This window comes from Colwellia psychrerythraea, from assembly GCF_000764185.1.
Taxonomy (GTDB): Bacteria; Pseudomonadota; Gammaproteobacteria; order Enterobacterales; family Alteromonadaceae; genus Colwellia; species Colwellia psychrerythraea_B.
In genome coordinates this window covers 440827-455462 of record NZ_JQEC01000011.1, presented here as the reverse complement: position 1 = coordinate 455462, position 14636 = coordinate 440827, and the positions used below count along the sequence as shown (strand labels likewise).

Sequence of the window (14636 nt, the reverse complement as noted above, 5' to 3'; positions counted from 1 at the left end):
CTGTCTTGTTGCTAAGTTAGGAATACTTACTAAAAACTATAAATAAGTACCACAGAGGTTTCGGTATTTAAATTAGCTTTATCATCGTCTACCTTTGAGTTGTAATCTATTATAAAGTTTACTTTTAGTTGTAGTGAATCAATTAATTTACTGGTGATTGAGCTTTCGGCTTTGTAAATACTGTTTTGTCCCACTTCAATAGCATGTTTAACAACGAACAGCTGTTTAAACTCTATGTGCTCATTTATGTGCCTTATATAAAGCGCTTGAGCCTGCAAAATGAATGTGTCTTGTGTTTGACTTGTCTTGCCATCAGCCATTTCCTCTGGGGTTACTTGGGTAACATCCCTTTTAAAACCGGGTCCTATATCAGCATCAAAACTGGCTTCTTTACTTTCAAACCAGCGACGACCCCAACCCGTAGATATTGAAGCTTGTGAGTCAAAGCCAGAAAAGCGATTTTCTTCATAAAAGACACTACCATAGATGTAGTTTTGTCTAGCTGCATCAAGGGTATAGTTAGTTTGCGAGGAAATGCTCCACTTTTGATCAGTGGTTTCAAAATTTTTATTCTCTTTATTAGTACTCATTTCATTTTCAATTTCGGTTTTTTTAACCAATAAATCAAAAACAAAAAAACTGCGCCAAAGGCCTCTTTCAAAACGTAAGTCTAGACCCGTTTTTATATCGGCACTGCGGGTGTTACCTGTTAAATAGAGAAAACCAAGCTGAGCAGAGGCGGTAAACAAAGTACCAGAAGAAGGCTGCTGTGAATCATCTGCCTTTTCTAAACTAAATAAAATGTCAGAGGCGTCAGCAGAGTTAGACTCTTCTGGTTGTGCTTGCGCATATGAAATTACAGGGACAGTGCAATAAAAGGCAAATAAGGGAAGAAGGATAAAGCGAGAAAACATCTTAATTAATACTACTTACAAGGTGGAACAGCTGATAATGAATGCTGATTATACCTAAGTAGTATATTTTTTTCGAGCATAAAAAAAGGGCCGAAGCCCTTTTTCTGTAACTACTTTGTACTAGTCGTATTACTTAATGATAGCTTTTAACTCACCACTTTGGTAACGGTCAAACATGTTGTCAAGGCTTATTGGCTTGATTTTACTAGCATTACCAACAGTATTGAAAGATTCATAACGCGCTTTACAAATATCGTACATTGCATTAGTTGATACTTGTAAAAATTTACGTGGATCAAATTCACTTGGGTTCTGCGCTAAAAAGCGACGAACAGCGCCGGTAGCAGCAAGACGTAAATCAGTATCTATATTGATTTTACGAACACCATGTTTAATGCCTTGTTGAATTTGCTCAACAGGTACACCATAAGTTTCAGGAATCTTACCGCCAAATTCGTTAATAACAGCTAACCATTCTTGTGGAACTGATGAAGAGCCGTGCATTACTAAGTGAGTTTGTGGGATACGTTGGTGAATCGCTTTAATACGGTCAATGGCTAAGATATCGTCTGTTGGTGGACGAGTAAACTTATAAGCACCATGAGAAGTACCACAAGCTATGGCAAGTGCATCAACTTGGGTTTTATTAACAAAATCAGCAGCTTCTTCAGGGTCTGTTAACATTTGATCTTTTGTTAATACTCCTTCAGCGCCAACACCGTCTTCTTCACCGGCCATACCTGTTTCAAGCGAGCCTAAACAACCTAATTCGCCTTCTACTGAAACACCACAAGCGTGCGCCATTTCAACAGTGCGACGAGTAACATCAACATTGTATTCATAACTACTTGGTGTTTTACCATCATCCATTAAAGAGCCATCCATCATTACTGATGAAAAACCTAATTGGATAGAGCGTTGACAAATAGTAGGAGAAGTACCGTGATCTTGATGCATTACCACTGGGATATGTGGAAATTCTTCAATAGCAGCTAGAATTAAATGGCGCAAGAAAGGCGCGCCAGCGTATTTTCTAGCACCAGCTGATGCTTGCATAATAACAGGGCTATCAGTATCACTAGCCGCAAGCATAATTGCACGTACTTGCTCTAAATTATTGACGTTAAATGCTGGAATACCGTATTCAAATTCTGCTGCATGATCGAGCATTTGGCGCATTGAAATTAAAGCCATTTACTTACTCCTAGATAAGTTTTGTTACTGAGGTTGAAAGTTTTTATTTTGATAACAGAATTATAGCAAAGAGACCGCTTATCTTACAGAATAAATTTAGTAAAGTTGTCTTTTTAGCGGTAATAGTTATGAAAGCTGTATTTTGTACGAATATTACAATATTATTTTGTATCTCAGGCTGTTTTAGTACATTTATCAAGTTAATGATTGTAAGTTTACAACACTAGTATAACAGGATGTTTCGTTTGTGTTTCGTTTTTATTTTGAATTTGTTTCGTTTGCGTGTACTTTTACTTTTTCAGCTTTCGTTTCTCTTGCTGTTTTCTTTTGTTTTACTTTTAAATCCTTAATTTAATTTTACTTTGGACATAAAAAAACGAGTACCTGAAATTAGGTGCTCGTTTATATTTTTATTATTAACTGTTAGAAAGTACTATCACTAAGTGCGCTTAGTAATAAAAAATATTATGCTTTTGCGCGTTGCTCTAATATTTCAACAGCAGGTAATTTTTTGCCTTCTAAGAACTCTAAGAAAGCACCACCACCAGTGGAAATATAAGAGATTTTATCGGCAATATCATATTTATCAACAGCGGCTAACGTATCACCACCACCAGCAATAGAAAAAGCTGAACTATCAGCAATGGCTTGCGCTATTACTTTAGTACCTTCACCGAACTGATCAAACTCAAATACGCCCACAGGACCATTCCAAACAATGGTGCCGGCGTTAGCGATAATTTCAGTTAATGCTTTTGCTGTTTCTGGGCCGATATCAAAAATCATTTCGTCGCTATTAACTTCATTAACAGGTTTTAATGAAGCTGATGCTGTTGGTGAAAATTCAGTAGCAACAACAACATCAGTAGGCACAGGGATACTACCATTATTGGCTTGTGCTTCTTTAGTTAAACGCGTTGCTTCTGCAACCAAGTCCGCTTCATATAATGACTTGCCGACATTGTGACCTTCGGCGGCAATAAAGGTGTTGGCAATACCACCACCAACTACAAGTTGGTCAACTATTCCGGCTAAGGAGTCAAGTACAGTTAATTTAGTTGATACTTTTGAGCCACCAACAATTGCAACTAGTGGTCTAGCTGGGTTGTCTAACGCTTTACCTAATGCTTCTAGTTCACCAGAAAGCAATGGACCAGCACAAGCGGTAGCAGCAAATTTTGCTACGCCATGAGTACTTGCTTGGGCGCGATGAGCAGTACCAAAAGCGTCCATGACAAATACATCACATAAAGCAGCTAATCTTTTAGCTAAACCATCATCATTTTTCTTTTCGCCAACATTAAAGCGAATGTTTTCAAAAACGACTAGTTCGCCACTAGCTACTTCAACACCGTCTAAATAGTCTGTTACTAAGCGAACAGGATAGTTTAAAGCTGCGCTTAAATAATCGGTGACTGGCTTAAGTGAAAACTCTTCTTCAGGCTGACCTTCAGTTGGACGACCTAAGTGAGACATAACCATTACTTTAGCACCAGCTTCTAGGGCACGTTTTAAGGTTGGTAATGCGGCACGTAAACGTGCATCTGAAGTGATTTTACCATCGGCTATCGGTACATTTAAATCTTCACGAATCAATACGCGCTGGTTAGCTAATGTTAGATCAGCCATTTTGATAATAGACATCGTTGTCTCCTGTTTTCACTGTCAGTGAATTATGTTCAATATTGTTTAAAATATGGTTTAAAATATTGCTTAAAAGTAATATTTGATAATGTAGCTTTTAAATACTTTATATAAAGCTGTTTTTAATCTTAATTCTTTTTAGTTTTTCGCCTGAAACATTGCCTGCGCAGTATCTAACATGCGATTAGCAAAGCCCCATTCATTGTCACACCAAATAAGCATTTTAATTAAACGTTTATGGCTAACACGTGTTTGGCTACCATCTACGATGCAAGAATGAGAATCGTGGTTAAAATCGACCGAAACCAAAGGCTCTTCGGTATAATCGAGCACACCTATTAAGTTATGAACTTTAGTTGCTGCTTGTATAACTTGGTTGATATCACTAATGCTGGCATCATTATTGACTATTAAAGTTAAATCCATGGCGGTGACATTGATTGTAGGCACACGTACCGCGATAGCTTCAAAGCGACCTTTAAATTTTGGTAATATCCGTTCAATACCGGCGGCAAGCTTTGTATCTACAGGTATAATTGATTGACTAGCAGCACGAGATAGGCGTAAGTCTTTATGATAAGCATCAATAACTTGCTGATCATGCATTGATGAATGAATCGTAGTTACACTGCCACTTTCTACGCCAAATGCTTCATCAATAACCTTAATCACTGGCACTATACAGTTAGTAGTACAAGAGCCATTAGAAACAATACGATGATCTGAACTTAATGTTTGATGATTGATGCCATAAATTATGGTGGCATCAATGTCTTGGCTGCCTGGGTGAGAGAATAATACTTTTTTAGCACCTCGATTAATATGGCTCAAACCATCGGCTTGACTGCCATATTTACCCGTACAATCAAGTACTATATCTATATCTTGCTGTTGCCAAGGTAAGCTATTTAAATTGGCAATATGGGTTAAGGCTATTTCATCGCCATCTATAAGTAATTGATTGTCGGTTTGGCTGACATCAAAAGGAAATCGACCATGAGTACTATCATATTTTAATAGGTGGGCTATGCCAGAAGAAGGAGCTAATTCATTAATTGAAACTAGGGTGAATAAGTCTGTTTTGCCATTTTCATATAGCGCTCTAACTACGCTGCGACCGATACGGCCAAAGCCATTGATGGCAATTCTGATTGTCATAATTTTACTACATTTTTACTGATGAGTTTATACGATAACCTAAACGGTAACTTAGTGGTAATGAAACGCTAGTTTATGTGGTAACTATTTAGAGGTATTGATTATAAGTACCAGCCATAAGTAATGTTAAATACTCATGGCTGGTATATTTACTTATACCTAAGTGACTTGAAACTCATGCTTCATGTTGCTTGGATATATTTTAGTTATTTATAGCTGGTTTACTGTATTTACAACGTTATCTACAGTGAAACCAAAGTGTTCAAGTAACACATTACCTGGAGCTGACTCACCAAATGTTGTCATACCAACAACAGCGCCAGCTAGACCAACATATTTAGACCAAAAATCAACGTGAGCAGCTTCTATCGCAACACGTTTAGTAACATTCATTGGTAAAATAGACTCTTTGTATTCTTTACTTTGCTTATCAAATACATTGGTTGATGGCATAGAAACAACACGTACTTTGCTACCTTGCTCAGTTAAGGCTGTGGCAGCATTAACTGCTAGAGAAACTTCAGAGCCTGTTGCCATTAAAATAACATCAGGAGTTCCTGCACAATCTACAAGTACATAAGCACCTTTTTCAATAGCACTAACTTGCGTTTGAGTACGAGTCATTGCCGGTAAACCTTGACGTGAGAAAATCAATGCCGTTGGCGCTTTTTGACTTTGCACCGCAGCTTTCCAAGCAACAGCAGATTCAGTTGCATCACATGGGCGCCATGTTGTTAAGTTAGGCGTAGTTCTTAAGTTAGTTAATTGCTCAATAGGTTGATGCGTTGGACCATCTTCACCTTGACCAATTGAATCATGGGTATATACAAAAATATTTTGGATACCCATTAATGCTGACATACGTACCGCATTACGTGCATATTCCATAAACATCATGAAAGTAGCGCCATAGTTTACAAAACCGCCATGCAGGGAAATACCGTTCATGATGCTGCTCATACCAAATTCACGTACACCGTAGAAGATGTAGTTACCGGCAGGATCTGTTTCAATACCTTTAGAGCCTGACCATAATGTTAAGTTAGAGCCAGCTAAATCGGCTGAGCCACCTAACATTTCTGGTAGTACCGCACCAAAGGCTTCAATAGCATTTTGTGATGCTTTACGTGAAGCAATGTTCTCACTACTTTCGTGACACTGTTGAATAAAAGCGTTAGCTTTTGCTTCAAATTCAGCAGGTAATTCACCTTTAATTACACGACGTTCATATTCGCTTGCTAACTCTGGATATGCTGCTTGGTAAGCGGCAAATTTTTCAGTCCAGTTAACTTGGCTCGCTTGACCTTTCTCTTTTCTATCCCATTGTGAATATACATCACTTGGAATATCAAAAGGTGCATGTTCCCAGTTTAAAAATTCACGTGTCGCGGCAATTTCTTCGTCACCTAATGGCGCGCCGTGACAATTATGTGTGCCTGATTTATTTGGTGAACCAAAACCGATGATAGTTTTACAACAAATCATGCTAGGCTTGTCAGTGACTAGTTTAGCGGCTTCAATAGCGTGAGTAATTGCTTGAGCGTCATGACCATCAACACAAATAACATGCCAACCGTATGCTTCGAAACGTGCAGGAGTATTGTCGGTAAACCAACCTTCAACTTCACCATCAATTGAAATGCCGTTGTCATCCCAAAAAGCAATTAGCTTTCCTAAACCTAAAGTACCGGCAAGTGAACAAGACTCATGAGAGATACCTTCCATTAAACAGCCATCGCCCAAGAAGCAATATGTGAAATGGTCAACAATGTTATGGGCTGCACGATTGAATTGTGCAGCTAAAGTCTTTTCTGCTATAGCCATACCAACAGCATTGGCAATACCTGCGCCTAATGGGCCAGTAGTTGTTTCAACACCTGGGGTATAACCATATTCTGGATGACCTGGAGTTTTAGAGTGTAATTGACGGAAGCTTTTTAAATCATCAATAGATAAATCGTAACCTGACAAATGCAATAAAGAATAAATAAGCATTGAGCCATGGCCGTTTGACAATATAAAGCGATCACGGTCAGCCCAGTTAGGGTCGTTTGGATTGTGCTTTAAAAAATCACGCCATAATACTTCGGCAATATCTGCCATACCCATAGGGGCACCAGGGTGTCCTGATTTTGCTTTTTGTACGGCATCCATACTTAATACACGGATAGCATTTGCTAGCTCTTGACGCGATGACATATATAGCTCCAGATCTTATAGTCTTGAAAGAATAAAAATTGCGCGTATTTTCGCTTACCAAAGCACGTAGCGCAAATTATATTATGCAATTTTTTATATTATTTTATATCATATTTAATTATTCGGATAATATTTAACCTGAACTCGGCTTAAGCGATAGTTAATATGTTGAAATTAAAAGACTAAAGTCTTTTTTGTTGCTTATGGCTTGATATTTTCTCTTAATTCAAAGCAAATTTACGCGTCAACAACTGGTATATTGCAAGTCAATTTAACGCAGAATTTAGTATTTTAGGATGTCTGAGCGGTTCATGTTCAAGGCACCTCTTTTAAATTTAGGGAAGGGAGGGCAGGATCTCCTGAATAACTATCTATTCAATCAATCTATTGCCCAAAAGTGTGTTTCTAATTCTTGCTGAGCCCTGCGTTTTCAAGTAATACCATTGCCATTAAGTTTGTGATCTTGTTGGGCGTAGAGAAAATAAATCAGGGCAAGGCGCTTGATTGAGCAATAGCTGGCTATTGTGATTGAGAGCAACGCTGACTTGGAATATTTGAGCCAGCACAAGTGGGCAATAATTTTATGGAATTGGTATAACATGGGTATAATGCTAGTATCGGTTAAAAGCTTACGTAAATATTTACACTTTATTAACGGATTAACTCTGTATATCTTGAATAAAACTCTATGATTCAACTTTACTTAACGCGTTTTTTAATTTCTGCCATTTTATTTCTCATGGTTACCTTTGGCGCGACTTGGATGATCAATCCACAATCGTTAGTCAATTTTGTTGGTCCTGCTGCGGCGTTGTTTAGTGGCTTGTTGCTTATTTGGGGAATTACGCCGCTTATTGCCATTTTGGTCATTAGCCCAATATCAGCATTCATTCTTGGTTATTACTTTCAGTTAGATGCCAATTTAGCGGTGATGGTTATTGCCTTACTGGCCATTCTATTACAAGGCTTCTGGACTAAGCAGCTTGTCTTTCGCTTTATACATTATAAAAAGTGGTTAACCTCAAGAAAACATTTATTCTTCTTCTTACTTCGTATAGGACCCATTGCTAGTTTAGTATCTGCTAGTTCAGTATTGGTTATAGCCATGCTGGATAATCAGGTAATTCAGGGGACTTTTTTTTATACCTTTGTTAACACTTGGTCGGCGAGTATGCTGGTGGCGGTATTTTTTATCCCCTTGTTGTTACTGGCTAGAAATGCTGAACAGCTCAAATTAACTAAGCGACTTTTTGTTGGTTTGACCTCTGTTTTAGGAAGTATGGCTATTTTGTTATTGTTTAAAACTTCTCAGTATGAACAACAGAGCTACAGAGAAGCGCTTTTTAAACAATCTAAAATGGAAATTGAACGTTTGCTCATCGCTGAAGTTGACGGTGTAGCTGAGCAAGTTAATAGCCTTTCGGCTTTTTTTAAAGCCAGTGATTATGTGTCGTTAGCGGAGTTTAACGTGTTTAGTGAAAGTGTCTTTAAACAAGGCACTAGTGTCAGGGCGTTAGAGTGGGCGCCGATAATACCTTTCGCCCAACGAAAAAGCTTTGAACAACAAAGTTCAAAAATACTGCGACAAGACTTTCAAATTAAAGAGCGACGAGCTAATGGGGCAATAGCATTGGCAGAAGCTCGAAACCAATATGCCCCCTTATACTATATATACCCACGACATGGTAATCAGGCCGCATTAGGTTTAGATGTTTATAGCAACCCCAAGCATGTATTGTCTATGCAGAAAGTTGCTAATAGTAAGGGGGTAACTGCCAGCGCACCAATCACTTTAGTACAAGATGAACAGGCTAAGCCCGCTATGTTATTTAGTCATGCAACTTTTCTCACACGAGGCAGCAATAAGTTCATTAATAGTTCTGGGCAAAAGAAAATATCGCTGATTAAAAAAGATAAATTACTGGGCTTTGTGATGGCAGTGGTGCAATTTGAACATTTCTTTCAGAGACTAGCCGAAAAAAAAGAACAAGAGGTAAATTTCTTTATTCAAGATGTCTCCAATAATGAACCTTTTACATTATTTGGTCAGGCTCCACCTACGGCTAATCGTTATTCTGAGACTATTATTATTGAGGTGTATTCTCGATTATGGCAGATCAGTATAGCTGAAAAGCAACCTTGGTTTAGTCAGGCTAAAAGCTGGCAAGCATGGGCGGTACTTGTTGGTGGCACACTTGGCGCAGTATTATTCCAAATGCTGGTTTTGATGATGGCGGCCTACTCAAGTGAGCTGGGGCAGCAAGTAAACATAAAGACCAGAGCACTTATTTTATCCAAAGAAAGTTCAGAGCAAAAAAGTTCAGCTAAAAGTCAATTTTTACAGACTTTAAACAAAGAGTTGCGTTTGCCATTGTTGGCGATAAAAGCACATGTTGAGCAATTGAAGAAAAAAGGTATCAATAACAAAGAAATAACCGGGATAAGTCACGCGGGCAGTAATGTAGCGCTTTTGTTAGATACCATGATGGATTTATCTGATATTGAATCAGGAAAAATTATCGCTAAAGCAGATTGTTTTGATTTCTATGGTTTTTTACAGCGAACTGAGTCTGTACTTAAAGCAAGCAATGCATATGAAGGTAAATCAATTTTCTTTCTTATTGATGAGAGTGTACCGCATTACCTCAACAGTGATGAGCTTTATATACAAAAACTACTCAATGCCTTGCTTGAAAGTGCACATCATTTATTGAAAACTGATGCCTTGCGGTTATCTATTAAATTGCATACCCATAAATTAGTTGATGCGAGTTTGTTTTTTACGCTATCAGCTCAAAGTAGCACATTAATGAATGATACTAGTGCCACCATTGAGCTGCAAAATAATGATCATGTATCAACCAATAGCACATCAATGGCCATGGCAAATAAGTACAGTCAGTTGTTGAAAGGTGATACCAGTTTCACAACGTTAAGCTCTGGCGCTGGTGTATTAAGTGCTTCAATAAGAGTAAGTGTTTCATCAATCGAAGAGCAAGAGCAACAGCAAGGCTTAACATTTGATATACTTAGTTAAATTGTTTTGTTATTTCACTAAAAAATTACTTGTAAAGAAAAAGTTAATGGTTTAGTGTCTTGGCACCTGTTCATAAATAGTACAAATAAATAATAAATCGAGCAGGCAGTGACAAAGGTAAAACAATGAATAATTCATCCTCGCGAGGATTTAAACTAACGACCGTGATTTTTGCCGTATTAATCATGGCTGTTGGTGCAATACTGAGTGGTAACTCAGTCGCTGATGACATGGATGTAGAGATATCGCAATTAGAGGAATAGCTACAAGGCAATCATTTAATTGTTATGGAAAATTGAAACTCCACTGCTGAATTTATATCAGTGCTGGGGTTTTTTCTTTTTACCGCTTTAGTAAATAACCTGTTATTCATAAACATTTTTTCTTGATAATCGCATAAATTGAAACATTGATAGCGTATATCACTATTTAATCCGATAAGTTTCTTTTGTAATAGTCGTAATTGCTATTTTTACTTAGACATCAAGCACTCATTATCCAGAGATTAGGTTAAATAGATTGTTCAAATAACTTTAGGGGGAGGGGAACTTCTGCTGGCGTCTCCACCGGGACTCGAACCCAGAGCAGCGGCTTAGGAGGCCGCAGTTTTATCCAGTTAAACTATAGAGACATTGCAATGACGGTTACTATTTTACTCATATTTCTCCTTGTTTGTTAATGTTTTTATTCTATTTATTTTGCTTTTCTTCACATAATCTCTTTAAACCAAGGTATATCGAAAGTGACTTTCATTTTCTGCTCCTTTATTGACCTATGCCGTTGTTTTATTAAACAAGCATTTAACAATGCATTATTTACTAAGCATCAGTATTGAAAGGGAGTTCATCTATGAAAGCAGCCGTTAATGTCAATTTAAAGGGAAACTTGAAATTAGACAGCTGGACAAGCCATCAATAGCTAGTCGAGAAGTATTAGTTAAAATTCATGTCTGCTGAATATTTGCCTTTACCCATTTTGATACTGTTTTAAATGGTGTCAGTGTTATTGGCTCCATTGTTGGCACACGTAAAGATTTAGTGGAGTGCTTAGATTTTGCCAGCCGCGGAAAGTTAAGACCATTACCATTGAAAAGTATCTTGAAGATATCAATGAGATATTCGACGATTTTCTTAACGGTGATATCACAGATCGTGTGTTGTTGAAGATGTAGTTTTTTGGCTAATGTCTAACTAATGTTTAGCTTATGCCAGATACTTAATAATAATGTTAAAGCCCTTTACTGCTATTTTTAGATAAGGGTTCTTTGTATGTAATTGATTAAACTATAACTTTTTCTGAATTGTTTTAGTGAGTAATACCTTAATATCATCCCTATTAGCTCTGATAAATTTTAATTCAATTAATTCCAAACTATTTTACCTAACCGCGCTACTTTATAATTAACCAAATAACAATACCGCTTATATTAGTGAGTAAGACTTAAGTAAAATGTTAATAAAAAATATAAATAGGAGCCTTTGTGTTTGAAAGAAGCGATGAAACGCTCATAGCGCAAGCGCTAAAAGGTAAAAAATCTGCCTGGTTAACACTGGTAAAACGTTATGAGAAAAATCTCTATAACTACGCTTTACGTATGGTGAATAACCCGGCTGATGCCATGGACTTAATGCAAGATATTTTTATTGCGTTATTTCGAAATTTATCAAAATTTAGAGGCGAATGTCCCTTTAAAAATTGGCTCTTCAGGATTGCCCATTATCGCTGTCTTGAATTTTATCGACGTAAGCGGCCTATGCAATCAATTAATGATGTACCAGAACAAGAAGATGAGCAAGCGTTATGCCTAGAAAAAGAGTTGTTTTTAAAACAACAAAGTAGTGCGTTATTACAGGCAATGCAGCATTTACCAGTAAAGCAAAAATTGGTGGTGGAATTAAAGTTTTTTCAGCAGTGCACTTTTGAAGATATCAGTCAGCAGCTTGGCATCTCAACGAATACGGCAAAGTCACAATTATACAGTGCATTAGATAAATTAAAACTGCAGTTAGCAGATGATCCAATCAGTAAGGTAGAGGTGGAGTATGTCTGAGTCAAAATCAGTTAAGGCTCGGATGGGTGAGCATGATAGAGCATTATTTAGCGAAAACATTGCCCATCAAGCAAGTTTTGAAGTCGAGCATGAGGTGCCTGAATGGCACCGAGCACAAGCATTTGAACAACATTTTGAAGCGGACAAAAAAAATACCGTTAGAAAATCCATTAACTGGGGTATGTGGTTTGGTGTTCCTGCTTTATCAATGGCGTGCTCAGCATTTGCTATCACGGTTGTTATGGCTTTTATGCAAGAACAAACACTAGATCAACAGGCAATCAACCTAAAAGTAACGGCGTTAATTGATCAACAAGTTCAACAAAAAGTAGCTATTCAGTTAGCCAGTCAATCATCAGATCAGTCAACAAGTAAAAGCAACGCTGACATCGAAGCCTTAATAAATATTAAATTACGAGAGTTTGCTGCCGAACAGCAAGTAATGTTAGCTAATTATCGAGCAGATATTAGTACGCAACAACAAAGTAATAATCTGGCTTTAGCAAGTTATGTGATTGGCGCTTCGAGAAAAGAGCGTAAAGAAGATATCAGTGACTTTATTAATTTTATTAATGCCCAGCGTGAGGATGAACAGTTAACACAGAAAATTAAATTTCAGCAACTTGAACGTGAAATTAGTTTTCAAAAGATTGGTCTAGAACAAAGTAGCAATATAAATAAAAACTCGGCTAAGCCCACAAATTACCAAGGCTAAGTTGTTAATAAGATAATTATGTGCAAATCAATTAAATACCAGAACTATCCAGTAAGGGGAAACTTATGATGAAATTAACAAGTGTATCAATAAAACCAAATACACTAAAAACTTATGCGAAAACGAAAGTTGCACTAATAGGTTCAGCATTATTATTAGCGTTTAGTGCTCAAGGCGCCGATAAAAACTACGATAACTTGTCTAAACAATTAAATATCATGAATGACATCATGTTGTCATCGGCAAAAGCGCCACAGAATTCACGCCAGCCTTTGATTCGCTCAATAGATAGTGTTTATCTGCAAGGACAAGGTGCTATTTTTACCGTCAATTCGGCTCATGGCGGCTCTTCGCATCGTCAATTTTTTCAAATGGTAGCGCCGATAGCTCCGGTATCTCGAATGCCTCCTGTTGCACCAAAAGGGGAGAGAGTTGTTACCTCGGATAATGACGACTTTGTTATTGAGTTTTCAGATCATGATGATGAGTTTGAACGAGTGATAGAGGTATTTGAACAACAACGTGAAGGGGCTCGAGAGCTTCGTAGTGAGGAACGTGAAATTGTTTATGAAATGCGTGATATTGCTAGGCAACGTAAAGATATTGAATACCAATTACAGCGCGCGGAGAAAGACGCTAAAAAGCAATTAAGTGCAGAGTTGAAAGTACTTGATGTTGAACGCGCCTCTTTAAGTAAAAATAAAGCCTCCCTTGATAAAAAAGTTGCAGTATTAAATAAGCAGCGAGAGCAACAGAAAGTTGCTCAAAGTAACGCAAGAACGGCACACTTCAGTGCAGTTAATAATGCTTTAGTGGAAACGTTATGTTTATACGGTAATGGCTTAAGGGCTATTCCAAGTCAAGAACATGTCAGCTTGATAATTAAAGGCGCAGGAAAAAAACAGAGCCGCGGTTACAAAGATCAAATACTGGTGTTTAATAAAAAAGATATTAACGCCTGTGCTAACAGTAAACTTACAGCTAAAAAACTATTAACCAAGGCAGAGCAATATCAGTTCTAATACTACGACTTTTAACCATCACTCTTATGCCCTCCTTATTTAACTGAGGCTGAATTATAAAAAACCATCGGTAACAGGTTAACTTATCTGCTACCGATGGTTTTTTTATTGCCTTAAATACTTAGTGCTAGCATGTAAGTATGCAATTAAGTAATATGCATTTTTTCAAGTAGGCAAATTATTAAGGGTGTTATTCAATGAGTAAATTTATATTGCTGGCCATAGTTATCGGACTTTTTGTCTTCTTCATCGTGCGACAAAATGGCAATAAAGCAGCAGCCAAAATCAATATAAAACTGGGCAATGAGTTTTTAGAAAGTAATAAAAAGGCAGAAGGGGTAATAGAAACCGCTTCAGACTTACAATATAAAATTTTGACTCAAGGCAACGGTAGCGAGCACCCAAGTGCATTGTCAAAAGTTAAAGTACATTACCATGGTACATTACTTGATGGCACTGTATTTGATAGCTCAGTAGATCGAGGGGAACCAATTAGCTTTGGTTTAAATCAAGTCATTAAAGGTTGGACAGAAGGTGTTCAGTTGATGGTTGTTGGCGATAATGTTCGTTTTTATATCCCATCAAGTTTAGGTTACGGTAATAGGCCAGCAGGTAAAATAGGTCCAGGTGCATTATTAATTTTTGATGTTGAGTTACTGGCGATAAACTAAGTAAATTTGTTATAAAAACAGTCTTAATTAAA

General features: G+C 37.4%; 11 protein-coding genes, 1 tRNA gene and 1 pseudogene. 7 read left to right on the top strand and 6 right to left on the bottom strand.

The window, feature by feature from the left end:
- Positions 1–29: 29 nt before the first annotated feature.
- From GAB14E_RS16240 to tkt, 5 genes are all read right to left on the bottom strand, one after another.
- On the bottom strand, positions 30–914 hold the full coding sequence (locus tag GAB14E_RS16240) for a DUF481 domain-containing protein (RefSeq protein WP_033081361.1): 885 nt from the start codon (positions 912–914) through the stop codon (positions 30–32).
- Positions 915–1043: 129 nt separating this feature from the next.
- Positions 1044–2108, bottom strand: coding sequence for a class II fructose-bisphosphate aldolase (fba, locus tag GAB14E_RS16245; RefSeq protein WP_033081360.1), 1065 nt, complete (start codon positions 2106–2108; stop codon positions 1044–1046).
- Positions 2109–2573: 465 nt separating this feature from the next.
- Positions 2574–3752, bottom strand: a complete 1179-nt coding sequence (locus GAB14E_RS16250) for a phosphoglycerate kinase (protein WP_033081359.1) — start codon at positions 3750–3752, stop codon at positions 2574–2576.
- Positions 3753–3890: 138 nt separating this feature from the next.
- Positions 3891–4910 (bottom strand): erythrose-4-phosphate dehydrogenase, encoded by a 1020-nt coding sequence (gene epd, locus GAB14E_RS16255; RefSeq protein ID WP_033081358.1) that lies wholly within the window; start codon positions 4908–4910, stop codon positions 3891–3893.
- A 210-nt stretch (positions 4911–5120) separates the two neighbouring features.
- On the bottom strand, positions 5121–7109 hold the full coding sequence (tkt, locus tag GAB14E_RS16260; protein WP_033081357.1) for a transketolase: 1989 nt from the start codon (positions 7107–7109) through the stop codon (positions 5121–5123).
- A gap of 688 nt (positions 7110–7797) precedes the next feature.
- Between tkt and GAB14E_RS16265 the strand changes: the two genes are divergently transcribed.
- Both GAB14E_RS16265 and GAB14E_RS24730 read left to right on the top strand, forming a co-directional pair.
- Positions 7798–10146, top strand: coding sequence for a CHASE domain-containing protein (locus tag GAB14E_RS16265; protein ID WP_033081356.1), 2349 nt, complete (start codon positions 7798–7800; stop codon positions 10144–10146).
- Between the two features lie 125 nt (positions 10147–10271).
- A complete protein-coding gene (locus GAB14E_RS24730) occupies positions 10272–10409 on the top strand; it encodes a hypothetical protein (RefSeq protein WP_156115667.1) in 138 nt (45 codons plus the stop codon).
- A gap of 292 nt (positions 10410–10701) precedes the next feature.
- Here GAB14E_RS24730 and GAB14E_RS16270 read toward each other — a convergent pair.
- Positions 10702–10777 (bottom strand) — tRNA-Arg (locus GAB14E_RS16270).
- A 314-nt stretch (positions 10778–11091) separates the two neighbouring features.
- Here GAB14E_RS16270 and GAB14E_RS25265 point away from each other — a divergent pair.
- The 5 genes and pseudogenes from GAB14E_RS25265 to GAB14E_RS16290 form a co-directional block, all read left to right on the top strand.
- Positions 11092–11317 (top strand): annotated as a pseudogene (locus GAB14E_RS25265) (zinc-dependent alcohol dehydrogenase); the annotation flags it as partial.
- A gap of 309 nt (positions 11318–11626) precedes the next feature.
- Positions 11627–12196, top strand: a complete 570-nt coding sequence (locus tag GAB14E_RS16275; RefSeq protein WP_033081355.1) for an RNA polymerase sigma factor — start codon at positions 11627–11629, stop codon at positions 12194–12196.
- Positions 12189–12911, top strand: coding sequence for a hypothetical protein (locus tag GAB14E_RS16280; RefSeq protein ID WP_033081354.1), 723 nt, complete (start codon positions 12189–12191; stop codon positions 12909–12911). Before GAB14E_RS16275 ends, GAB14E_RS16280 begins: the two co-directional genes overlap by 8 nt.
- A gap of 65 nt (positions 12912–12976) precedes the next feature.
- Positions 12977–13933, top strand: a complete 957-nt coding sequence (locus GAB14E_RS16285) for a hypothetical protein (protein WP_033081353.1) — start codon at positions 12977–12979, stop codon at positions 13931–13933.
- A gap of 197 nt (positions 13934–14130) precedes the next feature.
- Positions 14131–14604 carry an FKBP-type peptidyl-prolyl cis-trans isomerase gene (locus GAB14E_RS16290; protein WP_033081352.1) on the top strand — a complete coding sequence of 158 codons (474 nt, stop codon included), beginning with the start codon at positions 14131–14133 and terminating at the stop codon, positions 14602–14604.
- Positions 14605–14636 lie beyond the last annotated feature (32 nt).